The sequence below is a fragment of the Yersinia kristensenii genome (genome assembly GCF_900460525.1).
GTDB classification, from domain to species: domain Bacteria; phylum Pseudomonadota; class Gammaproteobacteria; order Enterobacterales; family Enterobacteriaceae; genus Yersinia; species Yersinia kristensenii.
In genome coordinates, this window is record NZ_UHIY01000001.1 from 2,098,306 (window position 1) to 2,124,674 (window position 26,369).

Consider the following 26,369-nt stretch of genomic DNA (forward strand, 5'->3'; position numbering starts at 1 on the left):
TAAGGAATTGTCAGGGAATGTCTAAGGTAAAAGTCAAAACACTCATCGGCTCCGTCGTTACTGTCGCCTTCTTCTTGACAGCCATCGTTGGATTTCTGTTTTATGCCTTTCCGGAAAAAGTAACCTTAGTAACCGGGTTCGGACCTTATGACGGACTGCGCATTTTCGCATTCTGTGCAGTGCTGGTGACCACGCTTATTCTGCTGGGATGGATTGTCGAAAAAGTTTTCGATTTCGCGGGAAAATCCGGGTTATATTTTCACTGGGGTCAGAATAAAGATCAGATTGTCAGCCCTGTGATGCAAATTATTACCGGTGAGGAAGATGAGAATGAGCTCGTCTTCAGTGCAGAGCAGTTAGCCGAATATTTGCATCTCCGCTATGGCCGCTTCTGGAAAAGCAAAGTCCGTATCCTGCTGGTACAGGGCGAAAGTGCTGACATTGAGAAAGCCGCACCGGGGTTAACCCGTGATGTGTGGCAGGAAGGTGATGGCATCGTTTTGATCCATGCCGGTGATGCGCAGTCGCCACCGGATGACACCTTTTTGTCTGCGCTAAAACAGGTGCGCCCGCGCCGTCCGCTGGACGGCATTGTGCAGGTGCTCAATACCGGCTCACTCCCCTCAGCGGCCGAACGCGATACCTTTTTACGCAGCCGCCAGAAAGCCGACAAATTGCTGGGCTGGAAAGCACCTACTTGGCTGTGGCTGACAGATAAAGAATATGGCTCGCAACAAGAAAGGGAGCGAACGGCAACAGGCACGTTGTTTGGGCCGGACGCGACAGCGGAAGAGGCGATTTCTTCTCTTGATGAGCTGGTTCCCCGTTTACGCAGCGCCGGGATGGCGCAAATATTGAACGACACCCGCCATGATTGGCTTTTACGGCTGTCTTCCCGCCTGCAAGGTGAACTGAAAGCTCGGCTAACCGTCTTATTGAACGGGCTGATGCAGGGGGCGGCTGCTTATCGCCTACGTGGCGTCATGCTCAGCCCAGAGCTGGCGGGCGGTGGCACCGCTCCGCATGTTCGGTTGAGCAGCCCCGCGTGGCAGGCCGTAGTAGAAGACAGCCAGAATGCGGTCGCGAAAAAAATCACCTTTGACGGATTGAAAGCGCTGCGGTTGCTGCTTCTTGCTCTGGCTGCTCTCTGGGCCGCCGGTACGCTATTATCATTGAGTGTAAACCGAGCGCAAATTTACCAGGCGCAGGACACCGCCCGTATTGCTGCCGATACACAGCAATCGCTACCGGAACGTTTGCGAAATCAGCTTATTCTCCAGCAGACCATTGCCCGCCTACAAAACCGAGAGGCTAAAGGAGCACCTTGGTATACCCGCTTTGGGCTTAATCAGGATCACGACACTCTAACGGCACTTTGGCCGTTGTATGCCCGTAACAACAGCCAGCTAATGCGCGATGCTACTGCCGAGCACCTGAAACAACAACTGAATGCTTTTGTACAACTGCCGCCAGCCAGTGATGCCAGAGCTCAGGGAACTCAGCAGGCCTACAATCAGCTCAAAAGTTATCTGATGCTGGTTCACCCGGATAAAGCCGATGCAGTCTGGTTGTCAAAAAATATGATGGTGTCGTGGCCAACACGCGAAGGTGTGCCGGATGGTGTTTGGCAGTCATTGGCACCAAAACTGTTAGGGTTTTATGCCCAAAATCTCCCGATGCATCCGGACTGGAAAATAAAGCCCAACACCGAACTTATCAGCACCGTCCGCCAAATTTTGCTCAAGCAGATAGGGCAACGCAATGCAGAGGCGGGACTGTATCAAGAGATGCTCAAGCGCATCTCCAGTAATTGGCCTGATTTAACGCTAGCAGATATGACCGGGGATACGGACGCGTCAACGCTATTCAGCACGGATACCGTGGTACCGGGCATGTTTACCCGTCAGGCATGGGAAGATCAAGTTCAGGACGCGATTGCTGACGTCGTTAAAACCCGCCGTGATGAAATCGATTGGGTACTGACGGACAAAACCCATCAGCCGGACAGTGAGATGTCGCCGGAGGCCCTGAAAGCACGGCTCACCGAGCGCTATTTTACTGACTTCGGTAATGCGTGGCTGAATATGGTCAACAGCATTCAGTGGCATGCGGCTAGCTCATTATCAGAGGCCATTGCCCAGCTAAATCTGGTGGCTGATATCCGCCAGTCACCGTTGGTTGCCTTGATGAATACGCTTGCCTGGCAAGGGAAAACCGGCCAGAAAGGTGAAGCATTGGCGGATTCGATTGTGGATTCAGCCAAAAAGTTGATCGGGCGCGAAAAGAACTCGCAGCAGTTTGTACAGCAGGCTCTGGGGCCTCGTGGTCCACTGGATGGCGTATTTGGTCCACTGTTGGGCGTCATGGAAGGAAAAGACGGTACTGGCAGTAACGGTAACCTGAGCTTCCAGTCATGGCTGGCTCGCGTCACACAAGTTCGCCTTAAACTTCAGCAAGTTACTAGTGCGCCGGATCCTCAGGCGATGTCACAAATGCTGGCTCAAACCGTCTTTCAGGGAAAAGCCATTGATCTGACTGATACCCGTGATTACGGCAGTTTGATGGCAGCCAGCCTTGGGCAGGAGTGGAATGGTTTTGGTCAAGCGCTGTTTGTGCAACCGCTGGATCTGGCATGGCGTCAGGTGCTAGCTCCCGCCGCGGGAAGTCTGAATGCCCGCTGGCAGAGGACGATTGTCGAGCAGTGGAATAAAGCGTTTGTTGGCCGTTATCCGTTCAAATCTACCGGCAGCGATGCTTCACTGCCTTTGTTGGCCCAGTTCCTACGCAGCGACTCTGGGCGTATTACCACATTCCTGAAAACTAACCTTGGCGGCATCCTACATCAAGAAGGCAATCGCTGGGTGGTAGACCCCGCCGCCAGCCAAGGGATGACCGTCAATCCTGCCTTCCTCAATGCAATCAACCAACTGGCTGAACTTTCGGACATCGTCTTTGCTCAGGGGGATGCCAATGTGCATTTTGAGCTAATGGCGCGCCCGTCGAAAGATGTTGCTCGCATGCAACTGACCGTTGACGAGCAGAGCCTGGATTACTTTAACCAGATGGAAAGTTGGCAGAGCTTCACCTGGCCGGGGAATACCTACTATCCGGGCGTTCAACTCAGTTGGCGCAGTGTCAGTAGCGGTATGCGGTTGTATGCCGATAATCAAGGAAACTGGGGCTTGATCCGCTTACTTGATAAGGCACAGGTCACCCCGCTGGACAGCGGCCGCACACAACTGGTGTGGGTCACACAAGACGGCAATACACTGAAGTTTATCCTGCGTAGCGAGCTTGGCGACGGGCCGCTTGCGCTACTGAAACTTCAGGGATTTCGCCTGCCAGAGTCAATTTTTAATGTCGAACCCGGTGCCGAGAACCTGGAACAATTCGCCGCAGAAGATGAATAACCCTGATGATTCAGAGGATGGAGCGAGATTGATGAAAGCATGAGTTCACGGGAAGAATGATTAGTGTTCTGGGAGGTTTCAGTCATTCATATTCCTAAGAACATATTTATAAATGCTAGGTATGAAAATAAGTTAATAATAAATTAAGGAGCGGTATGAACAGGGTGCTAACAGTTAGTTTTCTATCAATCTTTCTTACAACAAGTTTCTACGCTAATGCTGGCCAAGCGAATATTGAAGTATTGAGTGCGACAATAAAAGACCAGAAAATTGCCAATGCTCAGGTTGTCGTCCAGCGCAATGGCGAACAATCACTGACCACTGTGAGTGATTCAGCGGGAAAAGCGAGTTATAACGGCACTTATCCCGATACCAGCGATAACTTAGTTATTATAAAAAAGGATGGGTACTCAACGTTGGTAGCAAAATGCCCTTGTAACGGCATGAGCTATGCTCTGAGTCCGATAATGAAAGGGCTTGATAGCATGCGAGTGGTATTGAGCTGGGGTCTTACGCCCTCTGACCTCGATTCGCATATGGTCTATTCTGATAACCACCTCTACTTCGAAAACAAAGAAGGGAGCAACGGGAATCTGGATGTAGATGATACGGACAGCTTTGGTCCAGAGACCATTACATTAACTAAACGGGAAAATGGACAGGCTTATGTTTATGCGGTTCATGATTACAGTGACCTGTCTGAACCAGAGACAACAAATCTATCCGGCAGCCAGGCAAAAGTATTTGTGTATGTTGGCGAGTCATTAGTCCGGACATATTATATTCCGACTGGTCAGAAAGGGAATTTATGGACGGTATTCAGGGTAAATGAAAACGGTGAAATTCAGGATATAAACAGTATTAAAGGTATTTCAATGAACCCAAGCAGTCTGAGTGGGTATCTGAATCCGCTTCTCAGTAATAATGCCGCATTTGATCAGCAGACCTGGGATGAGAGTCATATAAATAAATCAAAATCACTGAATCTGAAAGGAGAGGCAGCTTATAAAGAGAAAAATTATGAGAATGCCATCTATTTCTTCACAGAAGCTATCAATAACTATTCTGACAATGGTAAGGCCTATGGCAATCTTGGCCTGACATATCAAAAAGCTGGACGTACAGCAGAAGCCATCTGGGCAAACCGTAAAGCTATTGCGTTAGCGTCTGGTGCTGGTGCGCCAACAATTCGCGCGGGTGCGAATTACAATATTGGTAGAGTCTATGAAGCAGCAAACCAATACTCTGATGCATTGACTTATTATAAAGCAGCTAAAAATGAAAAACAGAACCCTGTTTATGATAATGCCATTATGAGAGTCAATAGTAAGATGAATTAATATTTATATATTGAATTCAAGCATGCATGGGTTATTTACCTATGCATGCAACAAGATTTTTATTATATTTATTATGTTAAATTAATGTCTATTTAATAATGACCCCATAGGAATAGACTTATGTGCTTCGTCAGGTCTCTGTCACTGCTTTCAATTTATTTGTTAAAACCATTTACCCATTTAAACCATTTATCCGTTCAAACAGGGACAGCTAATTAAATGTCATCACCTGACTCTCTTCTCTATCTTTGTTCCGCTGATGAAATGGAGCAACAGAATGTTATATCCCGTGCATCCGTTGCCCGGTCTCTATGGGAAAACTGGTTACTGCCCATCAGTCCTGAATCAGAGGCCGGTGAAGACCCGGCTTACAATGATGATTTCCAGTCGATGCGGGAAGAAATCAACAAGCTGTCAGGGATAGACCTAACATTGATGTGTCAATTGGCAGAGAAACTCCTTTGCCAAACCACCAAAGATATCCGTGTGGTGACTTGGTACATTCAGGCTCGTTTGCATCGTGATGGCGAAAAAGGGCTGGCAGAAAGTTTGACTTTATTGGCTGCGATGATAGCCCGCTACGGTGCTCTGTGTCACCCGTTGCGCCCAGTTGCCCGTAAAGGGGCGCTGGAGTGGCTCAATAGCGCAAAAGTCCTCGACAGCCTTACACTTTGGCCCGAAGTGGCGCGTGAAGATGCCGAATTGACAGCGGGTGCCCTCAGCTTGCTACAGGCCGCGGTCAGTGATTGGCCTGAAAATGAGCAGCCCTCCTTTGCGGGGTTGTGCTCCGCTCTTGAAAATCGTCTGGCGCGCTCCGGTGGCCTGAATGCGCTTATTCCGCAAAATAGCAGTACCCAAGATGCAGCGCTCACGGCGGGGACTCGGAGTTCGCCGCAGTTGTCGGCGATCCAGTCAGGTCGTGACTTGCTGGATCAAGCAAAATTACTTTCCCGCTGGCTCGGGGAACAACCGCAGGGTTGGCTGGCTTCCCACCGTATGATGAAAACGGTGCGCTGGGATACGGTCGACCAAATTCCTGCGCTAGATGCCAGTGGACGGACCCGCCTGATGCCACCAAAGCCGGAGTACCGCGCCCAGCTTAAACGCTTGTACCGTCAGCAAAGTTGGGCAGAGTTGGTCGAGCAGGCCAGCCAGATGTACTGCGAAGGTGTTAACCATTTCTGGCTCGACGTGCAATGGTACCTTTGGCAGGGGCTGACCCGTGCTGGTCAGCCTTGGGAGGCATGGTCTGAATATATTCTCTCCGATCTGCGGTTGTTCCTAAAACGTTTACCGGGGCTGGAAACGCTGGCCTGGAATGATGGCACCCCGTTTGCTGATGAGGTTACGTTGGGTTGGATCACTGAGAAAGTGAACGAGAATACCCTGACTTTCCACGATACACCGGCAAACGTTGGCGGCAGTCAGGCGGATGACGTGCTTACGTTGGAAACTGAGGCGATGGAAAAGGGCGACAGTGAGGGGCCGGAAGTGGCGATTGCCTGGCTTCAGACTCGCCCTGGGATGGATGCTCCTCGCCACCGCTGGTTATTGCGGTTGTTGATGGCAAGGGTCGCAGAACAATACGGACGTAACGAAATGGCGCTGCATTTACTGGGTGAGCTTTCTGCAACCGGCCCACACTTGACACTCAGTGACTGGGAACCGGCGTTGCTGTTTGAAGTACAAGCCCGCCGCCTAAAGTTACTGCGCATGAAAGCCAGCCGCAGTGAGTCGGATAAAACCCGCCTGACACCAGAAATGGATGCGCTGCTGGCGGGCCTTATTGCCATCGATCCAGCCCGAGCCATGGTGCTCTGTGGTTAACTTTATTTTTTCTCAGATGATTTTCAGGAACCTCGTGCATGGATGATTTAACGCTGCGCTACTATGAGGCCGAAATGCGCTATCTGCGCGAGGCCGGTAAAGAGTTTACCCGCGCCCATCCAGATCGAGCAGCCATGCTCAACCTGGATAAACCGGGCGCTCGCGACCCATATGTTGAGCGCCTGTTCGAAGGTTTTGCTTTCCTGATGGGGCGGATGCGCGAAAAGCTAGATGACGACTTGCCGGAGTTGACCGAAGGGTTGGTCAGCTTGCTCTGGCCGCATTACATGCGCACCATTCCGTCTCTGGCGATTGTGGAGTTTTCGCCCGACTGGCGTAGCCTGCGTCAGGCAGAGTCGCTACCGCAGGGTTTCTCTGTTTTATCCCGTCCGGTAGGGCCGCATAAAACCAGTTGCCAATATCGCACTACGCGGGACATTGCGCTGCAACCACTGCATCTCGCCGACGCCCGGTTGCAGACGGAAACTGACGGACGCTCAGCTATCCGGCTGCGCTTTGAGTGCACCGAAAAGGTGGATTGGGCGAAAGCTGGGATAGATAAGGTCGCCATCTACCTCAGTGCAGAAAGCCCGGTCAGTTCTGCTCTGCATCTGGCCTTAACCCGCCGAGTGCATGCCATGCACGCCCGCCACGCGGGCACGCGCGCAGAACGCCGGACATTTGATGGCTGGTGCAAACCGATGGGGTTTGACGATAAAGACCGGTTGTGGCCTAAAGCCGAATCCGCTTTCAGTGGGTATCAGTTATTGTTGGAATATTTTAGCTTCCGGCCGAAGTTTATGTTTGTGGAGCTACACGGGCTGGATACTATCGGGCTGACTCAGGACAGTAGCTGGTTTGAAATCGACATCGTGCTCAACGAAGCCTGGTCGTCTGATCTGCCGTTTGAAACCGAGAACTTCCGCCTGCATTGTGCGCCAGTGATCAACCTTTTCACTCTGGAAGCTGACCCGCTGACCCTCAATCCACTAGACAATGAATACCTGCTGCGGCCACTGCGTCTTCAGGACGGCCATACCGAAATCTACAGTGTGGACAATATCCATGGCGCGGTGAAAAACGGTAAACACGCGTATGTGCCTTTCACCAGTTTCCGCCATCGGGGTGGCATGATGCGGCACGATGCGCCGGAACGTTACTACCACACTCGCGTAAAACGGGGGGCCTCCGGCCTGTATGACACCTGGCTTATCCTCGGCGGACGTTCCTTTGAAGTGGATCAACTGGCAGAAAAACCAGAGTCGCTTTCCATGCGCATCACCGGCACTAATGGGCAACTCCCACGTAAAGCGCTAGCCAGCACCCTGCTAGACCGGGTAGTCAAAGCCGGGAAAGTGCCGGTGCGGGTACTCAACCTCTCGGCCCCGAGTCTGCCGTTATATCCCCCGGCGAATGACCGTTTTCACTGGCGAGTCATGAGCCATTTAGGCTCAAATTTCCTCAGTATGATGGATAACCCAGAGGTGCTCAGGGGCACTTTGGCGCTATATGACTGGACAGACGATGAAATGAACCGTCGCCGTCTGGAAGCGATTGTCGCGGTGAATCACACCCTTATCCGCCGTTTTGAGAAAGGTTTTATGCTCCGGGGTGTGGATATCGAAGTCACATTGAATATGGATAACTTTGCCGGAGAGGGCGATGTGAATTTGTTCGGTGAGATGTTGCACCGCTTCTTTGCGCTTTATGCTGATATTCATCTTTTCAACCAGCTGACACTGGTGCTGCAACCCACAGGGAAACGACTGAGATGGCGCGAGACTCACAGCCAGCACGTACCGGGCTGACACAGGCATTAAGCAAGGATATCTGGCGAGTTAACTTTTACCGTTTTTGCCAGTTGTTGGAGCAAGCCGCGCCGAATTCGCCCTTACTGGGGGCAACTTGTCACCCGGAAAATGATCCGGTGCGTTTTCGTCCGTGGCCAGGAATGGGGTTCCCAGTCAGCGAACTGAAAAAAGTTGAGACTGACGAAGATAACCCTGATTTACCGCCTACCGTGCGTACCACCTTTCTTGGGATGTACGGTGTCGATTCTCCTTTGCCCGGCACCTATCTGGATGATATTACCCAGCGGCGGGAGGGGCATGAAGCCCTAACGGCATTTTTGGACATTTTTAGCCACCGTATCACCACCCAATATTACCGTATCTGGCGAAAATACGCCTATCCGGCGACATTCGAAGCCGGTGGTACTGATGCAACATCACAGTGCTTGCTGGGGCTGGTGGGGCTAGGTATCCCCGGTACGGCTGAGCAAATCGCCACGCCGGTCTCTCGTTTTCTGGCGCTATTGGGCACCATGCGCTTACCCACGCGTAATGCCGAAGGGATCCGCGCATTGGTCAATTTGTTAGCTCCAGACTCCGAGGCCACGGTAATCCAGCATGATCCAGTGAAAATCCAAATCACGAATCGTAATGGTTTGGGGCGCGAAAATCGGGTCACACTCTCGCAACGGGCGACACTGGGAAAAACAGCAAAAGAGGCAAATAGCCGGGTATTGGTGACACTGTCTACCTGTAACCCGACAGAGGCGGATGGCTGGCTCCCTGGCGGGTCGCTGCATACCGACTTGTTAGCTCTGATGCGGGTCTATCTGGGGTATCGCAGTGATGTGCGATTGCGCCTCACCGTGCCAGTGCAACTGCTGCCAGAACCCCGGCTAGGAAAAAGCCGCCGCATTCAACTGGGACGTACTGGCCTGCTTGGCCTGAAAAACGGAAAACTCAGTGATAACCGGCAATTTTTGACAGTTAGTCTCGGCTGTTATGAAGGGCTGGCATGTACGTTTTTATCTCCGGCAAAAGACGGTCACTACCGTTTTGAATAACGTCAATTTTCATTAGTTAATATACCCAAAATAATTCGAGTTGCTGGACGGCGGCAAGTGAGCGCAGCCAACGCACATACGGCTTGAAGTATGACGGGTATAAATAAAAGGAATTTCTGAATGGCAACACTAACCGGCTGGCGGGTGCTGGTACTTACCCTTTGTGGCCTGCTTGTAGGCTGCGGTCTAACCCAGACCGTCAAGGATGGCACGGTCAATATGACAAAGTCGATCTTCTACAAACAGATAAAAACGCTGCATCTGGACTTCTCCCCACGCGCGGCTATCAATGCTGACGGTGAGCAGACGCCATTGGCGACTATGGTGTGGGTCTATCAGTTGAAAGACCGCAAAAATGTGGACTCAGCAGACTACCAAACTCTGCTGCGTAAAGCGGATACGGTACTTAAAGATGATATTTTAGCCTCTAAATCCGTGTTGGTGATGCCGAAAGGCAACGTCACGCTGGATATGCCAATGGATGAAAACACACAGTTTGTGGCGGTGGTGGGGCTGTTTAATCGCCCGGATATGAAAGATAACACCTGGCGTCTGGTGCTGAGCCGTGACGATCTTGATCCAGACAAGCCGCGTACCATTGAACTGGGTAATAGCGGGTTCATTCTGGTGCCAGTAAAGGAATAACATCATGGCTAACGGGTTCCCCCTTTTTAACAATCAATCCCGCTATGTGCTGGAAATCAATGACAGCACGGTGACCGCGGATGTGCTGCGTTTACGCGGTCGCGAGGCATTAAATACCTCTTTTTCCTGGATGATTGAATTCACCACGGCGCAGACGAATATCGCCCCTGAGCAGGTGTTGCTGAAGTTCGCCACACTGCGGATGCGCAACGGTAAGATGGTGCACGGTATTCTCACCCGGCTGGAGTGGCTTTCTACCTCCGCTGATCAGTCGCATTACCGCGTGAGGCTGGAATCCCGTCTGGCGCTGCTTTCCCGCCGCCGGAATTGTGCCATTTTCCAAAACCAGTCGGTGCCGGAAGTGGTGGAACAGGTGCTGCGCGACCACGGATTGGAAGGGCCGGATTTTGAGTTTCGCCTCGAACGCACTTACCCACCGCGTGAGTTGATAACTCAGTGGCGAGAAACCGATTTGCAGTTTATTCAGCGGCTATTGTCTGAAGTCGGTATCTGGTTTCGCACTGAGATGCAGCCCGCGACCGAGCAGGAAACGGTGATATTTGCTGACAGCCAGCTTCACTACCAGTTTGATGTGCGGCTGCCCTACAGCGCGCCGTCCGGGCTTGATGACGGGGCCACGGAGTCAGTCTGGGGCGTGCGCAGCTGGCACAATGTGGTCACCGGGGGGACTGCGGTGCGTGACTATAACTATCACACCGCCCGCACCCCGCTGGATGCTACTGTCAGCGTTCGTCACGATGCGGTGACCACCGGTGGACATTACCGCTACAGCGCGCCTTATCTCACCGCCGGCGATGACACGGACCCGGAGCCGGAAACCGAAAGTGGCGCATTTTATGCCCGGCTTTATCACGAGCGCGAACTGAATCAATCCGCCCGTATCCATTTGTTCAGCAATGCCTCCGGCCTGACGCCGGGCATGGTGTTGGAGCCGCAGGGGGCGGTCATTGAGGCGATGAAAGAGGGTGTGGTTATCACGCTCACCAGCTTCAGTGCTTCCCGCGATTCGCGGCTGCACGTCTCGGTGTGGGGCATACCTTACAGCGAGCGTTACTGCTTCCGCCCGGCAGAAATCATGCGCCCGACCATCCACGGCACCCTGCCGGCAAGAGTCGAGAGCCGCGAGAAAAATGACCTTTACGCCTGGCTGGATGAGACCGGCCGTTACCGGGTAAAACTGGACTTTGACCGCCACGACACGGCGTCTGGGTATGCTTATCTGTGGCTGCGCATGGCGAAACCCTATGCCGGTGAAATCTACGGTTGGCACACTCCGCTCATTGATGGTGCGGAGGTGGCGTTGGCTTTCAGTCAGGGTGATATTGATCTGCCGTATATTGCGTATGCGTTGCATGATTCTGAACATTCTGACCACGTTAACCGTGATAATCACAGCCGCAATATTCTCCGGACGCCCGCGAACAACAAACTGCGGATGGAGGATAAGCGGGGTGAGGAGCATATCAAGCTCGCCACGGAATGGGGCAAAACTCAGCTGAACACCGGCCATCTGGTAGATGCGCAGGGCAAAGTACGCGGCACCGGTACCGAGTTGCGCACCGATGAATACGGCGCAATCCGCGCCACTAAAGGGCTGTTTATCAGTGCCGACGGGCAACAGAAAGCCGCCGGAGACGTGCTGGACATGGATGCCGCGCTGAAGGAAATCGACCACCTTCAGCAGCAGATCAAACAACTGGAAGCTGCGGCCGGGCAGGCCGAGGCGCTGAAAGCGGACATTGACAGTCAGATGGCGATGTTTGCGCAGCGGCTAAAACCGCTCAATGAAGTTATCCATTTCTCTGCGCCATTGGGCGTAGCCCTCACCAGCGGCGAAAATATGCAGCTCACCGCCAGCAAGAATATGGTGATAAATGCCGGAGGCGATATCAGCGCGGGGGTGATGGGCAATATGAGCGTGCTGACCGGCGAAAAGCTGGGGTTGTTTGCACGGAGCGGGCAGTTGAGTCTGAAATCGAGCGAAGGGCCGATTGAGATACAGGCCCAAAACGGCAATGCGCGGCTGTTTGCGGAGCAGAAACTCACCGTCAGCTCTGCCGATGACATGCTGTTTGCGGGCAAAAAGCGCATTACGCTCAATGGTGGTGGCAGCTACCTGAAAATAGAAGCCGGGAAAATTGAGTACGGCACCCCAAGCCAGTATCTGCGCAAAGTGAAAAGGACGGCGACCACGGCGGCAAATACAAAGCAGCTCGAATTTCCATTTATGCCTGGTGCAACTGATAGCTATAAGCGGAGCTTCATTCTACTCGATGATAGGACTCTTCAGCCAATTGATGGGATCAGATATGTATTAAAATCATCTTTAGGAACCATAACAAAAGGGGTCACTGGTGATAGTGGACTCACGGGCTTTTTAAGTCATACCGAAGAGTCTGAGGTTGATCTGACTATCTTAGAACAAAATTCTTTAGTAATAGGGTAATATCTATGGCTGATTTAAAAGTCACATCTAAACTAACTGATGAGCAAGACAGCAAACAGGTGATCCCCATTAAGGTTTTCAAAATCACAGATATTCCAACCGTAATGGATAGTATGGGGTGGACTGTTTCAGCAAGGTTTATGAGAAAGTGGTTCTATGATTCTTATTATGAAATGAGTAAAAAGGAAAAGTTGAACAAAGTTGATATGCAAAAAATAGATAAGAAACATATAGTTGATGATATTGAGTTTGAATGGTTATACATTGCATCAAAAAGAGTTGGGCCAGTTATCGATAATTTCATACGAAATATATCATATATACGTGAATATAATGGCTATCTTGGAAGAAAAGAAGGAGTAATGGATCAGCTAACAAACGGATTAATCGCTATCATCAGCCGTTTGGACCAGATGGGGCTTGTGGATAGAAACGATAAGACATTAAAAACACAATTTCTGGACTTTAGTGATTTGTCAGCAATAGAGTTGGATAAGAAATCTCAATTTAATTATGTATCCATAGGAAGTACCTTGTGGGAAAAGGCTACCGATAAACTAGATGATATTTATGGTGCGTTAGGCTCATTTATTGTAAAGGTTGCTTTTATGAATATGATAATAACAAAGGATAAAAGTGGTCTATTCCGATTGGAAATAAGTGAATTAGGCTTATATGTTAGAGATACATACGAATTTATGAATGATGGTGATGATCAACCGTTAGGTTATTGGGGGTGGGGTGGCGTCATAAAACCAAGTATTGTAAGCGAGCTTCTAGGAAGGGAAATTATAAAAGAAGATGATGAGAATTATTATCGAGTAACAAATAATTCCTTCGTTAAGTACAGGGAGAAATACAAATCCGTCAATAGAAGTGGGGATTTTTTTGTTTATTCAAAAATAAAGAAAATACCAGTAGATATTATTATTCATTTAAATGCTGTTGATATAGAAGAATACATTTCAAGGAGCAAATAAAATGCGTAATAAAATTAAAATCACGATTTTTGTTTTTTTGTTTCTAATGTTTTTCATGATGATTGTTTTATTTTTAATTAAAGTTTTAGCATATAAAAATGCCACGCCAAGTTATAAATACTGGAATGAACCTAACTTGTGTTATTTTATAACTTACGTTCCAGACTATAAGCCTTATGGTGGGATAGGACGAGTTCTAAAGCTGTTTTCAAATCAATCATTTTTCATTGTCTATAATAAAGAAAATGAGAAGCTAAGAAGTTCCGCTTGGTATTTTTGGGAATATCAATTCTCAGATAAAATTGAACCAGAATGGTCCGGTATAGATGTTTTATATCCTTCAGATCATGGTTGGTCTGGCTGGACTCTTAATGAATGTAAACAGTCGATTAAATAATAATCTCAAGAGAAAAAAGATAGCCATATTTGTCAATTTGCTTGTTCATAAAGTCTGTGACCTATCAACCTGATGGTGAAATCCTCACCGGAAAACAGTCATTCAATTGATCCAGTCATTTTAGGGAAACCAATAGATAAAAGTGAGCTGGAAAAAATGGAATATGGAATAAATAAAAGTTTTGTATTCAAAAACATAATAGCATTGATGGGGTGCTTTGTTGTGTTCTCAATTTCTGAAAGCGAGGTTTTCATTAGTAATGATAGTGTTGGTATTTGTAATTATTTTTTATCACATGGTACAGCACAAATCCTCTCAGAGTAACATTAATGTTCCTATCTGGTTTTATGGGGTGTTTATTTGTGATCCTAGATCTTACTATTGTAAATAAAATTCACAACAAGAAAAAATAGTTAGAAATATTGAGCCACATTAAGTAGAAGTGATACCCAGTATGGGCTTAGTTAAATCTAGTATTTTTTCACCTCAGTAATTGTTGTGATTAACTGTTATAGCTTAGATTCGGCCTTGAACAAGAGTACTCTAGATATTATTTTTCACAAGATTGCAGGGTGATATTTGTTTTTTCTGAAGAGTAGGCTATTTACTCATTAGTAATGATATTCATTACTCCCTGTTAGAGTTGTGCCAATAGGGGGTTATTGTAATGATTAGATATATTTTTGTGATTGGTTCTTTATCCTTTTTTATATGAGGTTAAATTATCTTAGGTAAAGTTCACTGCTTGAGTTTTATGATTTTAAGTTTTTATGATGATGTGTTTTTTCTTAAAAATAATGACAGTGATGAATTACTTTCTATAAGTTTAGTTAGTTACTATCTTGTTGTACTGATAATGATTAACGTAATATACTTTCAGTCAGGTAAATATATGGACCAAAACTCCCCCTCTTGGTATGAAATCCTCACCGGTGATTTACCACTCAATGTTGTGTGTGAAGAAGAACAGGTCATATTATCGGTATTGGATAATATCCAGCATATTTTGAACTCTTGGGCTGAAACAATTTCTCACTTGCCTGATTTCGGGCTTCTAAATCCGTGGTGGGGCTGTTTAATCGCCCGGATATGAAAGATAACACCTGGCGTCTGGTGCTGAGCCGTGACGATCTTGATCCAGACAAGCCGCGTACCATTGAACTGGGTAATAGCGGGTTCATTCTGGTGCCAGTAAAGGAATAACATCATGGCTAACGGGTTCCCCCTTTTTAACAATCAATCCCGCTATGTGCTGGAAATCAATGACAGCACGGTGACCGCGGATGTGCTGCGTTTACGCGGTCGCGAGGCATTAAATACCTCTTTTTCCTGGATGATTGAATTCACCACGGCGCAGACGAATATCGCCCCTGAGCAGGTGTTGCTGAAGTTCGCCACACTGCGGATGCGCAACGGTAAGATGGTGCACGGTATTCTCACCCGGCTGGAGTGGCTTTCTACCTCCGCTGATCAGTCGCATTACCGCGTGAGGCTGGAATCCCGTCTGGCGCTGCTTTCCCGCCGCCGGAATTGTGCCATTTTCCAAAACCAGTCGGTGCCGGAAGTGGTGGAACAGGTGCTGCGCGACCACGGATTGGAAGGGCCGGATTTTGAGTTTCGCCTCGAACGCACTTACCCACCGCGTGAGTTGATAACTCAGTGGCGAGAAACCGATTTGCAGTTTATTCAGCGGCTATTGTCTGAAGTCGGTATCTGGTTTCGCACTGAGATGCAGCCCGCGACCGAGCAGGAAACGGTGATATTTGCTGACAGCCAGCTTCACTACCAGTTTGATGTGCGGCTGCCCTACAGCGCGCCGTCCGGGCTTGATGACGGGGCCACGGAGTCAGTCTGGGGCGTGCGCAGCTGGCACAATGTGGTCACCGGGGGGACTGCGGTGCGTGACTATAACTATCGCACCGCCCGCACCCCGCTGGATGCTACTGTCAGCGTTCGTCACGATGCGGTGACCACCGGTGAACATTACCGCTACAGCGCGCCTTATCTCACCGCCGGCGATGACACGGACCCGGAGCCGGAAACCGAAAGTGGCGCATTTTATGCCCGGCTTTATCACGAGCGCGAACTGAATCAATCCGCCCGTATCCATTTGTTCAGCAATGCCTCCGGCCTGACGCCGGGCATGGTGTTGGAGCCGCAGGGGGCGGTCATTGAGGCGATGAAAGAGGGTGTGGTTATCACGCTCACCAGCTTCAGTGCTTCCCGCGATTCGCGGCTGCACGTCTCGGTGTGGGGCATACCTTACAGCGAGCGTTACTGCTTCCGCCCGGCAGAAATCATGCGCCCGACCATCCACGGCACCCTGCCGGCAAGAGTCGAGAGCCGCGAGAAAAATGACCTTTACGCCTGGCTGGATGAGACCGGCCGTTACCGGGTAAAACTGGACTTTGACCGCCACGACACGGCGTCTGGGTATGCTTATCTGTGGCTGCGCATGGCGAAACCCTATGCCGGTGAAATCTACGGTTGGCACACTCCGCTCATTGATGGTGCGGAGGTGGCGTTGGCTTTCAGTCAGGGTGATATTGATCTGCCGTATATTGCGTATGCGTTGCATGATTCTGAACATTCTGACCACGTTAACCGTGATAATCACAGCCGCAATATTCTCCGGACGCCCGCGAACAACAAACTGCGGATGGAGGATAAGCGGGGTGAGGAGCATATCAAGCTCGCCACGGAATGGGGCAAAACTCAGCTGAACACCGGCCATCTGGTAGATGCGCAGGGCAAAGTACGCGGCACCGGTACCGAGTTGCGCACCGATGAATACGGCGCAATCCGCGCCACTAAAGGGCTGTTTATCAGTGCCGACGGGCAACAGAAAGCCGCCGGAGACGTGCTGGACATGGATGCCGCGCTGAAGGAAATCGACCACCTTCAGCAGCAGATCAAACAACTGGAAGCTGCGGCCGGGCAGGCCGAGGCGCTGAAAGCGGACATTGACAGTCAGATGGCGATGTTTGCGCAGCGGCTAAAACCGCTCAATGAAGTTATCCATTTCTCTGCGCCATTGGGCGTAGCCCTCACCAGCGGCGAAAATATGCAGCTCACCGCCAGCAAGAATATGGTGATAAATGCCGGAGGCGATATCAGCGCGGGGGTGATGGGCAATATGAGCGTGCTGACCGGCGAAAAGCTGGGGTTGTTTGCACGGAGCGGGCAGTTGAGTCTGAAATCGAGCGAAGGGCCGATTGAGATACAGGCCCAAAACGGCAATGCGCGGCTGTTTGCGGAGCAGAAACTCACCGTCAGCTCTGCCGATGACATGCTGTTTGCGGGCAAAAAGCGCATTACGCTCAATGGCGGCGGCAGCTACCTGAAAATAGAAGCCGGGAAAATTGAATATGGCACCCCAAGCCAGTATTTGCGGAAGGTGAAAAGGACGGCGATGACGGCGACAGCGACAATGCCATTTCAGGCGGTGGCAGGGAGTGGTATTTGCCTCAGTTGCCTGATGAAGGCTGCGATGAATGGCGATACTTTTGTTGTTAGAGGTGAATCATGAATATGAGTTTCAGCCTTGCAAGCCAGGAGTTGATCGCATCGACAAGAACCTCGTTGTTTGCCCTGGTAGATGGCCTCCAGTATGAGCGCCACTATGGTGAGGAGCTTCAAGTCACTGATAGTACTGTCCTGCCGTTATTTGATAAATATCCTGATTCCAGAATTGCTTTCGCAGGGCCCTGGCTGATTGATATGCACACGGCTATGGCATTCAGAGAACAGTTAGCAGAACTTGAACAACATCTGCCTGCCGTATCCTGGATCCTGTCTGCATTATCACTCTCTGAGCTACTAGCACATTTACAACAGTGCCTGAATGTTGAACTGCCTGATGGGAGAATTGCTTTGCTGCGTCTTCAGGATCCTAGAGTTCAGGTCAGGCTTGGTGAACAACTGAACGAACAGCAGCACTGGAAATTAACCAAGGATATCGCTCAATGGTACTCGACTGTGGATAAACGCGTTTATTCATTGAAGCAAAAGGAATTTATATGCTGAAACTGACGGAAGAGCAGTGCACCGAAGTTAATAAAATGGAGGACGATGACTTTGTCCGAGATACAGCTCAAAAACTGAAGAAGAAATACCCGGTGATAAAAGAACCGGATGACATATTCCTCGCCCGCCTGAGGAAAGCGCTGGACTATGCAAACACGTTGCAATTGAGTGAAAAAAACGTGAGACGGGATTTTTTGCGACTGGAGGTTTTTTATCCGGAGTTTTACCAGAAACCTGAAGTGGAAAAATGGCTGAAAACTTACAACGGCTATTCAGCGGACCAGCGCCTGAAAGATTTTAAACATGTGGTGATAAACAGGGAAAGGAGAGGACTCTGATGGCCTTCATTGGTATAGGGACAGGAGTAGCGACAGGTAGTGCAGGAGCAGCGGGCAGTGCCATTGGCTCGCCTACATACCCAATGTCAGGAAGTGACGGAGGCTGGGACGATTACGGTATGTCGGATCCTACATATGGGGGGGCATGGAGCAGCAGCAAAGGCGGATTTGATTACCAGGGGAAAGCTTACGATCCTGCTCTACATGAGCCAATAGCTGTCAGCGCTGAAACTCACGGTGATTTCTGGGAAGACGATATGGATCATTCGGAAACCGTGAGTTATGAGGGTGCGGATACCAAAACGCGAGCACAGGCCAACACGGGAGCACAGACCAAAACCGACGAAAAAACGTGTAAAAACTGTCCCCCGGAAGGAAAAGTATTACCTATGGTAAGACGTTGCTCGCGCTGGAGCATTATTACCATAAGTTACCAGACGCGCATTTGCGGCACATTTTATAACTCTGAAACGCAGCAGATTCAGGAGTTTAAGTACTGCGGTGTTTCATTTGACGGCTGGAAAGATAAACTGTGTCAGTTCTGGGAAGCGAAGGCACGATATGATCAGTTTTTCGATGCTTTTGGCGATCCTAAAGGATGGTGGAAAGGTTACAAAAGTGGTTTAAGTCAAGCTGCACGGCACCAAGCTGTTGCGACGGTTAATCAACCTTTAAAAGTCGTTTGGGTTTTTATGCAGCCAGTGAGCTATCGATACTTTTCGAAAATGTTTAAAGACTTTAAAGACATAATTACAAGGTGGGTGCCATGATAAGAATATCAACAAATGCTTACTATGAAGATACTCTACGTCCTGACGTTGAGTTATGCCTTGATGAATTGTTTTATATTTCTGAATTGATAGATGGAATGTTGGGGACAAAAAAACGATGGTACGAAAAAGGATATTCAAGAAAGCAAGCGCTTGAGTATGTTGTATTTGACCATGACAAGGCTGAACCTAAGGTTGTTGAAAGATGGCGCAGTCAAATAGATAAAGATTATCCGTTAATAATAGAAGGTGTATGGGATGGTGAAACTGACAGCAAAGTTTGTTCAATAAACTATATAAAAAAGCATGTCGAAAATATAAAAAAAACAACTTTGGATGTTAGTATTACCTGTGACGAAACAGATGTGAATGTAGAAAAAGTCATTGATTTTTTAACTTTCCTTGTTTCTAATAAAGGACATGTGTATGCATCAATAAATACTAATGGCTATTGGAATAATAGTGAAAATGTATTCCCTGATCGAATTTGTGTAGGGTGGATGATTTATATTCCAGCGATATTATTACCAGAGTTAATTCCTGAGGCTGCTAGAATAGTACCTGTGATGTCTGCTGAAAAGCAAAAAGGAACTATTGTTGTCTCAACTATAGATATCTTTGATGGACGAAATAAAGAACACATAAGCAAAGCTAATGATGTTGAGATCAAACTTCTTGATCTGGGTTTCCTTCCTTTAATGACTGAACTTTAAATTTAGATTAATTAGCACTTCTGGGAGATAGTATATCGAAAGAGGTGTTAGATCAGTATGGTGTATGGAATCAACAATAAGTTTATTTTTAAAACTAGTAATTTTTTACCTCGGTAATTATTGTTATTAACTGTTATAGCTTAGATCTGGCCTTGCACAAGAGTACTCTAGATATTATTTTTCACAAGATTGCAGGGTGATATTTGTTTTTTCTGAAGAGTAGGCTATTTACTCATTAATAATGATATTCATTACTCCCTGTTAGAGTTGTGCCAATAGGGGGTTGTTGTAATGATTAGATATATTTTTTTGATTGGCTCTTTATCCTTTTTTATATGAAGCTAAATTATATTAGGTGAAGTTTACTACTTAAATTTTCTTATTTTTAGTTTTTATTATGAAGTGTTCTTTCTTAAAAATAATGATAGTGATGAATTGCTTTCTATAAGTTTAGTTAGTTACTATCTTGTTGTACTGATAATGATTAACGTAATATATTTTCAGCTAGGTAAATATATGGACCAAAACTCCCCCCTCTCTGTATGAAACTCTCACCGGTAATTTCACCGGTGATTTGCCACTCGACGTCGTGAGTGAAGAAGAACAGGTCATATTGTCGGTGCTGGATAATATCCAACGGATCCTGAACTCCCGGGCCGAAACAATTTCTCATTTACCTGATTTTGGGCTTCTAAATCCGTGGTGGGGCTGTTTAATCGCCCGGATATGAAAGATAACACCGGCGTCTGGTGCTGAGCCGTGACGATCTTGACCCGGACAAACCGCGCACCATTGAACTGGGCAATAGTGGGTTCATTCTGGCAGGGTCGAAAGAAATGCAATTATCATTACAGAAAATAACGGTGTGGAAAGCATCATCTACATTGATTCTGTCTAAATACTCCGGCTAATCAGAATTGAGAATGAGAAAAAATAATGGGATTTTTTAACCGGCTGGAAAAAATTGATGGTGCTGTGAATCGCGGTTATGCCCGTTGGGGGAAATGGATTTGGGGCAGCTTGCTGGCGATGGTGCTGGCATACGGCGGTTGGTTGGTCTGGGCATCGATATGGGGCCCGCCGACTGGGCCAGTAACCTTGATTATTCACAGTGAGATTGACCGGCCTATTCTGGGTTTTAGTGTTAATGGGGTGGCTGGGTCGAATGCCTTTGCTCACGGAGGTGGGGGGGCAACTTGTTGCGGCAGTATAAGTGGCAACAAGGCGGAAGTTGTTTGGACGCTAAGCACTACCCGCGCCCAGTATGATGCAGGGCTCCGTACAGAAACGCGCCGTGCTGAGATGCCTTTACCGGAACGTAAGTGGGGGGAGAATGATTTGCACGTTCATTTTTTACCCGGTGATAAAGTCCTGCTGGGCTGGAGTGATAATGCATGGTCGCCTTATGAAGAACATTCTGATACTTCCAGTAAAGTTACAAAGTAGGAGCATTAAATAGTGGACATTGAAAACCTTATTGCGGCCGCAAGACGTGGTTACTTGCTGTCAGGGTACATAGCTAATTGATCTAATCGTGCAAGGAAGGCCAATAGATAAAAATGAGTTATATAAAGATGGCGTTTGGCATCAAAAGTCAGTTTATTTTAAAGCTAATAATCTTTGTTGTATCTGTCATCATTATGATTGGCAGTTACAGCTTTGGCTCATCCTTGTACAAAGGTATGTTCGATATTACTTCTCACCGAAATGTTGGAATGATATTTATATCTTTTTATTTTTTATTGATTGCTTCTCCTGTTTTACTTGTAACTTTGTTTACAACATTCAGGGTTGGTTTTGCGATTTTATTTTGTGGGATATGCTATTTATTCTTTGAGTGGTATTCATTGCACCCTCTTAGAGTTATATTAATGGGGGCTAGTGTAGTAACTGGATATGTTTTTATTTTAGCGACTAGAAAAACATGGGATATGGAATAAATAAAAACTTTATGTTCAAGGTCATCATAGCATTAATGGCGTGCTTTGTTGTTTTCTCCATCCATCAACTAGGTCATGAATGGTATATGGGCCATTTTAAACCCCAGAGCAGGGGGGTGACGTTAGGTTTTGTTATGTTTTATATGAATTTTATAGTGATGCCTGCTGTGTTTATTTCTCCATTTCTGAAAGCAAGGTTTTCATTAGTAATGATAGTGTCGGTATTTGTAATTATGTTTACCACATGGTATAGCACAAATCCTCTCAGAGTAACATTAATGTTCCTATCTGGCTTTATGGGGTATTTATTTGTAGTCCTAAGTCTTACTGTTGCAAATAAAAAATAATAACATTTAAAATATAACAAATGAGTTAATTAAGTTCGACATCTAAACAGTAGGAGTAATTTTATGGTGTTTGTAATGAAAATTAATTTATTTTAAAGTTAATGATTTTTGTTATCTCAGTAATTGTTGTGATTGGTGATTATATTTTGGATTGGACTGGTACATAAGTATTATCGATATTGCTTTTCATGGGAGTGTTGGGGTGTGTTTATATCTTTCTATTTGTTTTGTTATTAAAGTTTTAGCATATAAAAATGCCACGCCAAGTTATAAATACTGGAATGAACCTAGCTTGTGTTATTTTATAATTTATGTCCCAGGCTATAAGCCTTATGGTGGGATAGGACGAGTTCTACAGCTGTTTCCAAATTAATCATTTTTCATTGTTTATAATAAAGAAAATGAGAAACTAATAAGTTCCGCTTGGTATTTTTGGGAGTGGCAATTCTCAGATAAAATTGAACCAGAATGGTCCGGTATAGACGTTTTATATCCATCAGATAATGGCTGGTCTCTTCATGAATGTAAAGGGATAACCAGGCAATAAAGTCTGAGATCAAAGATACCAATATTTGTCAGCTTGTTTATTCATCAACTCGATAGCCCCATCAGCCTGATGATGGGCTTGTGCCATGAATGACCCTTCTGATTTTATCCGAATAAAGCGAACCGAGCGTCAGACTAAATATTATGAATACTCCCTCTCTGTATGAAATCCTCACCGGCAATTTCAGCGGTGATTTACCACTCAATGTTGTGAGTGAAGAAGAACAGGTCATATTATCGGTATTGGATAATATCCAGCGGATACTCAATTCCCGGGCTGGAACCATTTCTCATTTACCTGATTTCGGGCTGCCAGATATGACTAAAATATTGCAAGGCATGCCGGGGACTGCTCATCAGTTAATAGATACCCTTTCAGATGTGTTGCTGAAATACGAGCCGCGTCTAAAAAGTTTACAAGTTTTTTTATTGCCACAGACCGCGCCAGGGCATTTGGAATACGCCATTGAGGCGGAACTGAAAGGTCTGGGGCTAGTGCGGTATGGTACGGCGTTTATGCCAGAAGGTCGGGTGCTGATGCGCCACCTTAAACAACAACACTATCTCGATCCGAGGGAGTCGTTTTAATGTTTAATCAGGGAAGGAAAACTATGGCACCGAATACCGAGCGTACATTGAAAACTGGCGGTGATCCCCGCCATTTTGCTGAATTTAGCGCCTTACGTGACGAAATTGGCAAGTTACATCATCCCGCTCGCCCCGATGTTGACTGGGCTCGGGTTGAGCAGCTTTGTTTGGCGCTGTTTCGCCAGAACGGCGTTGAATTGCAGACCACGGTAGATTTTACCCTGGCGCGAACTCACATTGCCGGGCTCGCAGGATTATGTGAGGGGCTGGAGTTACTGGCGGGCTTGCTGTCTCATCAATGGAGCGCATTGTGGCCACCTCAAACTCATGCTCGGGTGGCGTTACTCGCTTGGTTGAGTGACAGATTGCAACAAGTCTGGCGCACCATGACACTGTGTTATGGCGACCTGGCTCAGGTGTACCGGGCGGAGCGTGCGCTGGAGCAATTGTGTACACAACTGCAAACTTTAGAACTCAAGCATTTGAGTAAATTGGATGGTGTTCGCCTGATGTTGCATAACGCAGCATTGCGTCTGGAAAGTGCCGAGGCGAGTTCTGATATGCCAGACCGGTTGACGGTTCCGGCACGACAGGCGGATATCACTGAACCACAAGTACCACCCACATTATCCTCTGCTGCGGTCAGTGAACCCGAGCCACTGGTTTATATTGTCAACGAACCCGCCCCACCGAGTGTTCAGGTGGCATTGTCTCCACCGCCGTCACCGCCACCTCCGCGCTGGAAGGCCGGACAGGGTTTTGTTGCCGGGTTATTGTTGATGGCAGTGTTGATGGCGGGGAGTTTCATTATCTGGCAGTCATGGTCATCCCCGCCGCTGGCGGAAGCATTGTTGGCCCGTATCGCTCCGTTACCTGCACCGCTGACTGCAAAATCAATCGATGAACTGAAAATACAGGCATCAGATACTGAGTGGGCGCATTTGGCGGAACCTATGTTGCAAGCCAGTGCGGTGCAGTTGGAGCAACTGGCAAAGTTACCGCCGTTATGGGCACAAGGGCAGGGGGATACACTATTAGCGCAGGCACAACAACTGTGGCCAACCAATCAAGAAGTAAAACGGTTGAGTGCGGTGTGGCAACAGCAACGAGAGAATGGGGCAGCCCCATTGGTGGAGTTGCAACACTACGCGCTGGCGCAAGAGCGATTACGGCAGTTGAGTGAGCGCCTCAATAGTTTGGATGAAAAAAAACGTGGATATATGACAGTCTCTGAACTGAAGTCTGCCGTTTACGCCATCCAACAGCCGCTGGCACAAACAGTTCCGCTGGAAGAGCTGTTGCGGCAGTATCAGGAACAATCAGAATCAGGGCAAATCCCGCCATTGGCATTGCGCCAACAGATAGACAGCCGGTTTACCCAACTGCTGAACCGATATGCATTGTTGGCCTTGCCTGCTAACGATCAGTAAATATTCATTAATGAGGGAAATAACTGTCGCGAATTGACAAGTAAGGGCCGGTTTTATTTAGCACATTTATTAAAATAATTAGCTTACTATTTTTCTATGCTGCCGCTAAAACCGACTACGCTTAGATTAATAACACGTCGCGCAACACTCTGATATTAAGTTTTAAAATAGTCCCCTCGACTGAGTAGTATATGGAGCATACATGGACATTGACCCTAAACCTCCCCGTACGATAAAAGCTCCCAGCTATCTGGATGCCCTTATTCCGGTAGTTTCATTAATTGTGCTGGTCGGGGCATCTGTTACCCTGTTTGGCCTTAATGCCGTCAATGGCCCACTGCAAGTCGCGATCATCATTAGTACAATGATCACTTCAATGGTCATATTAAAGAATGGTCATAGTTGGGAGGCTATTTCTGAATCAGGGCGTAAGGGTATTGCGACGGTCTCCGGCGCGATATTTATTCTTTTTTCTGTGGGCGCGTTAATTGGCACTTGGAATATGTCCGGCACTATCCCAACCATGGTGTATTACGGCATTGTTATGATTACACCTAATTGGTTTTACCCTATTGCTTTCCTGGTGTGTGTCGGAGTATCGCTGAGTATTGGCAGCTCCTGGACAACTGCCGGAACTTTGGGGGTTGGGTTAGTTGGTTTGGCTAATATGCTAGGATTATCGCCAGAAATAACAGCGGGTGCGGTGATTTCTGGTGCGTATGTCGGTGATAAAGTTTCGCCCCTATCAGAAAGTACAGTATTGGCCGCACAATTAAATGGTGTGGAACTGTATAAACATATTCGTACACAACTCTGGACGACCGTTCCCGCGGCGTTAATTGCCCTGATTGCTTTTATTGTGCTGGGTATGAATCAGCACAGCGCTTTTGATGCAACAGTGACTAATAATGAAATGACCCGTTTCAATGAGCTATTCCATATTACACCTTGGAATCTGTTGCCCCTGTTCTTTTTGCTGATGTTATCCGTATTGAAAGTACCCGCCGCGCTGGCCATCATGTGCTCTGCTTTGCTGGCCGGGATCATGACTTCTTTTATGCAACCACAGGTTATTGTGCGGTTTATTGCTGAACCGGATGTTGCCACACCGCTGCTGGCCATTAAAGCTATTTGGATTGCCATGGCGACCGGTTTTCAGGAAAACTCCGGCATTGAGCAGATCGACGCCCTGCTTTCGCGCGGTGGTATGGACAGTATGCTACTCACCATCTGGTTGATTATTGGTGCCGTCACTTTCGGGATCATGGTGGATGACTTTGGTCTGCTTAATAAATTGGTGACCCCGCTGCTGTTACGGGCCAGAACCGTGGGGCGCTTAATTGCCTCAGTTGTTGCCACCGCCATTGGGTTAAATATTGCGGCGGGCGATCAATATATTGCTCTGCTGTTACCCACTCGCCTGTTTCGCGCTGAATTTGCCAAACGTGGATTAGCACCCGAAAACCTGTCGCGTGCGGTCTCTGACGCCGGTATTGTTACCTCACCTTTGATCCCATGGAATTCCTGCGGGGCTTATATGGCCGCAGTTCTCGGGGTATCGACTATGGCGTATATGCCGTTCGCCGTATTTAATATTGCGGCACCGTTGATAACTCTGGTGCTGGGTATTACTGGGTTTAATATTCGCCATATACCCATTGTTGTACCTGAGTTAACAGAAAATATTCCTGACAATAAATCAGTCGAATAATAACAATAGGGTAATTCATACTAAGATTTAGTGCAGTTTG

Annotated in this window: 19 protein-coding genes and 4 pseudogenes; all 23 read left to right on the forward strand. The window is 47.8% G+C overall.

Features of this window, described 5'->3' with window-relative positions:
- Positions 1 to 17 precede the first annotated feature (17 nt).
- The 23 genes and pseudogenes from DX162_RS09590 to DX162_RS09705 all read left to right on the forward strand — a co-directional run bounded on the left by DX162_RS09590 (position 18) and on the right by DX162_RS09705 (position 26,329).
- A complete protein-coding gene (locus tag DX162_RS09590; RefSeq protein ID WP_098081093.1) occupies positions 18 to 3,410 on the forward strand; it encodes an ImcF-related family protein in 3,393 nt (1,130 codons plus the stop codon).
- A 155-nt stretch (positions 3,411 to 3,565) separates the two neighbouring features.
- A complete protein-coding gene (locus DX162_RS09595) occupies positions 3,566 to 4,750 on the forward strand; it encodes a tetratricopeptide repeat protein (protein WP_032820670.1) in 1,185 nt (394 codons plus the stop codon).
- Positions 4,751 to 4,969: 219 nt separating this feature from the next.
- Positions 4,970 to 6,577 carry a type VI secretion system protein TssA gene (gene tssA / locus DX162_RS09600; protein ID WP_004392169.1) on the forward strand — a complete coding sequence of 536 codons (1,608 nt, stop codon included), beginning with the start codon at positions 4,970 to 4,972 and terminating at the stop codon, positions 6,575 to 6,577.
- Between the two features lie 38 nt (positions 6,578 to 6,615).
- A complete protein-coding gene (tssF, locus tag DX162_RS09605) occupies positions 6,616 to 8,385 on the forward strand; it encodes a type VI secretion system baseplate subunit TssF (protein ID WP_004392168.1) in 1,770 nt (589 codons plus the stop codon).
- Positions 8,349 to 9,431: a type VI secretion system baseplate subunit TssG gene (gene tssG / locus DX162_RS09610; RefSeq protein ID WP_032820668.1), complete on the forward strand. Its 1,083-nt coding sequence runs from the start codon at positions 8,349 to 8,351 to the stop codon at positions 9,429 to 9,431. Before tssF ends, tssG begins: the two co-directional genes overlap by 37 nt.
- A 120-nt stretch (positions 9,432 to 9,551) precedes the next feature.
- A complete protein-coding gene (gene tssJ / locus DX162_RS09615) occupies positions 9,552 to 10,076 on the forward strand; it encodes a type VI secretion system lipoprotein TssJ (RefSeq protein WP_098081096.1) in 525 nt (174 codons plus the stop codon).
- A 4-nt stretch (positions 10,077 to 10,080) separates the two neighbouring features.
- Positions 10,081 to 12,543, forward strand: a complete 2,463-nt coding sequence (locus DX162_RS09620) for a type VI secretion system Vgr family protein (RefSeq protein ID WP_115155857.1) — start codon at positions 10,081 to 10,083, stop codon at positions 12,541 to 12,543.
- 5 nt (positions 12,544 to 12,548) lie between these two features.
- Complete coding sequence (locus tag DX162_RS09625) at positions 12,549 to 13,523, forward strand: DUF6402 family protein (RefSeq protein ID WP_004393641.1); 975 nt, start codon at positions 12,549 to 12,551, stop codon at positions 13,521 to 13,523.
- A 1-nt stretch (position 13,524) separates the two neighbouring features.
- Entirely contained in the window at positions 13,525 to 13,920 is a 396-nt protein-coding gene (locus tag DX162_RS09630) for a hypothetical protein (RefSeq protein WP_032821323.1), read from the forward strand.
- Between the two features lie 892 nt (positions 13,921 to 14,812).
- Positions 14,813 to 14,974 (forward strand): annotated as a pseudogene (locus DX162_RS09635) (GPW/gp25 family protein); the annotation flags it as partial.
- Between the two features lie 5 nt (positions 14,975 to 14,979).
- A pseudogene (locus DX162_RS09640) lies at positions 14,980 to 15,123 on the forward strand (type VI secretion system lipoprotein TssJ); the annotation flags it as partial.
- A gap of 4 nt (positions 15,124 to 15,127) precedes the next feature.
- On the forward strand, positions 15,128 to 17,449 hold the full coding sequence (locus DX162_RS09645) for a type VI secretion system Vgr family protein (RefSeq protein WP_098081102.1): 2,322 nt from the start codon (positions 15,128 to 15,130) through the stop codon (positions 17,447 to 17,449).
- Positions 17,446 to 17,946, forward strand: a complete 501-nt coding sequence (locus tag DX162_RS09650; RefSeq protein ID WP_050413811.1) for a DUF4123 domain-containing protein — start codon at positions 17,446 to 17,448, stop codon at positions 17,944 to 17,946. The genes DX162_RS09645 and DX162_RS09650 overlap by 4 nt, the downstream gene beginning before the upstream one ends.
- Positions 17,940 to 18,284: a hypothetical protein gene (locus tag DX162_RS09655; protein ID WP_032820011.1), complete on the forward strand. Its 345-nt coding sequence runs from the start codon at positions 17,940 to 17,942 to the stop codon at positions 18,282 to 18,284. The genes DX162_RS09650 and DX162_RS09655 overlap by 7 nt, the downstream gene beginning before the upstream one ends.
- On the forward strand, positions 18,284 to 19,054 hold the full coding sequence (locus DX162_RS09660; protein WP_004391053.1) for a Tox-REase-5 domain-containing protein: 771 nt from the start codon (positions 18,284 to 18,286) through the stop codon (positions 19,052 to 19,054). Before DX162_RS09655 ends, DX162_RS09660 begins: the two co-directional genes overlap by 1 nt.
- On the forward strand, positions 19,051 to 19,767 hold the full coding sequence (locus DX162_RS09665) for an Imm52 family immunity protein (protein WP_071777632.1): 717 nt from the start codon (positions 19,051 to 19,053) through the stop codon (positions 19,765 to 19,767). The genes DX162_RS09660 and DX162_RS09665 overlap by 4 nt, the downstream gene beginning before the upstream one ends.
- 514 nt (positions 19,768 to 20,281) lie before the next feature.
- A pseudogene (locus tag DX162_RS22565) lies at positions 20,282 to 20,458 on the forward strand (GPW/gp25 family protein); the annotation flags it as partial.
- Positions 20,459 to 20,463: 5 nt separating this feature from the next.
- Positions 20,464 to 20,603 (forward strand): annotated as a pseudogene (locus DX162_RS22760) (type VI secretion system lipoprotein TssJ); the annotation flags it as partial.
- A gap of 100 nt (positions 20,604 to 20,703) precedes the next feature.
- Positions 20,704 to 21,213 carry a DUF3304 domain-containing protein gene (locus DX162_RS09680; RefSeq protein WP_004391048.1) on the forward strand — a complete coding sequence of 170 codons (510 nt, stop codon included), beginning with the start codon at positions 20,704 to 20,706 and terminating at the stop codon, positions 21,211 to 21,213.
- A 128-nt stretch (positions 21,214 to 21,341) separates the two neighbouring features.
- Positions 21,342 to 21,707, forward strand: coding sequence for a hypothetical protein (locus DX162_RS09685; protein WP_032820021.1), 366 nt, complete (start codon positions 21,342 to 21,344; stop codon positions 21,705 to 21,707).
- A gap of 1,037 nt (positions 21,708 to 22,744) precedes the next feature.
- Entirely contained in the window at positions 22,745 to 23,188 is a 444-nt protein-coding gene (gene tssE / locus DX162_RS09695) for a type VI secretion system baseplate subunit TssE (RefSeq protein ID WP_032820007.1), read from the forward strand.
- A 23-nt stretch (positions 23,189 to 23,211) separates the two neighbouring features.
- Entirely contained in the window at positions 23,212 to 24,618 is a 1,407-nt protein-coding gene (locus tag DX162_RS09700) for a VasL domain-containing protein (RefSeq protein WP_032820006.1), read from the forward strand.
- 202 nt (positions 24,619 to 24,820) lie between these two features.
- Positions 24,821 to 26,329: a Na+/H+ antiporter NhaC family protein gene (locus DX162_RS09705; protein WP_004391045.1), complete on the forward strand. Its 1,509-nt coding sequence runs from the start codon at positions 24,821 to 24,823 to the stop codon at positions 26,327 to 26,329.
- The last annotated feature ends 40 nt before the right edge of the window (positions 26,330 to 26,369 follow it).

Bases quoted from the DNA above. Each gene is read 5' to 3' on its own strand.
- DX162_RS09590 (WP_098081093.1), top strand. From the start codon at position 18: ATGTCTAAGGTAAAAGTCAAAACACTCATCGGCTCCGTCGTTACTGTC.
- DX162_RS09595 (WP_032820670.1), top strand. From the start codon at position 3,566: ATGAACAGGGTGCTAACAGTTAGTTTTCTATCAATCTTTCTTACAACA.
- tssA (WP_004392169.1), top strand. From the start codon at position 4,970: ATGTCATCACCTGACTCTCTTCTCTATCTTTGTTCCGCTGATGAAATG.
- tssF (WP_004392168.1), top strand. From the start codon at position 6,616: ATGGATGATTTAACGCTGCGCTACTATGAGGCCGAAATGCGCTATCTG.
- tssG (WP_032820668.1), top strand. From the start codon at position 8,349: ATGGCGCGAGACTCACAGCCAGCACGTACCGGGCTGACACAGGCATTA.
- tssJ (WP_098081096.1), top strand. From the start codon at position 9,552: ATGGCAACACTAACCGGCTGGCGGGTGCTGGTACTTACCCTTTGTGGC.
- DX162_RS09620 (WP_115155857.1), top strand. From the start codon at position 10,081: ATGGCTAACGGGTTCCCCCTTTTTAACAATCAATCCCGCTATGTGCTG.
- DX162_RS09625 (WP_004393641.1), top strand. From the start codon at position 12,549: ATGGCTGATTTAAAAGTCACATCTAAACTAACTGATGAGCAAGACAGC.
- DX162_RS09630 (WP_032821323.1), top strand. From the start codon at position 13,525: ATGCGTAATAAAATTAAAATCACGATTTTTGTTTTTTTGTTTCTAATG.
- DX162_RS09645 (WP_098081102.1), top strand. From the start codon at position 15,128: ATGGCTAACGGGTTCCCCCTTTTTAACAATCAATCCCGCTATGTGCTG.
- DX162_RS09650 (WP_050413811.1), top strand. From the start codon at position 17,446: ATGAATATGAGTTTCAGCCTTGCAAGCCAGGAGTTGATCGCATCGACA.
- DX162_RS09655 (WP_032820011.1), top strand. From the start codon at position 17,940: ATGCTGAAACTGACGGAAGAGCAGTGCACCGAAGTTAATAAAATGGAG.
- DX162_RS09660 (WP_004391053.1), top strand. From the start codon at position 18,284: ATGGCCTTCATTGGTATAGGGACAGGAGTAGCGACAGGTAGTGCAGGA.
- DX162_RS09665 (WP_071777632.1), top strand. From the start codon at position 19,051: ATGATAAGAATATCAACAAATGCTTACTATGAAGATACTCTACGTCCT.
- DX162_RS09680 (WP_004391048.1), top strand. From the start codon at position 20,704: ATGGGATTTTTTAACCGGCTGGAAAAAATTGATGGTGCTGTGAATCGC.
- DX162_RS09685 (WP_032820021.1), top strand. From the start codon at position 21,342: ATGGCGTTTGGCATCAAAAGTCAGTTTATTTTAAAGCTAATAATCTTT.
- tssE (WP_032820007.1), top strand. From the start codon at position 22,745: ATGAATACTCCCTCTCTGTATGAAATCCTCACCGGCAATTTCAGCGGT.
- DX162_RS09700 (WP_032820006.1), top strand. From the start codon at position 23,212: ATGGCACCGAATACCGAGCGTACATTGAAAACTGGCGGTGATCCCCGC.
- DX162_RS09705 (WP_004391045.1), top strand. From the start codon at position 24,821: ATGGACATTGACCCTAAACCTCCCCGTACGATAAAAGCTCCCAGCTAT.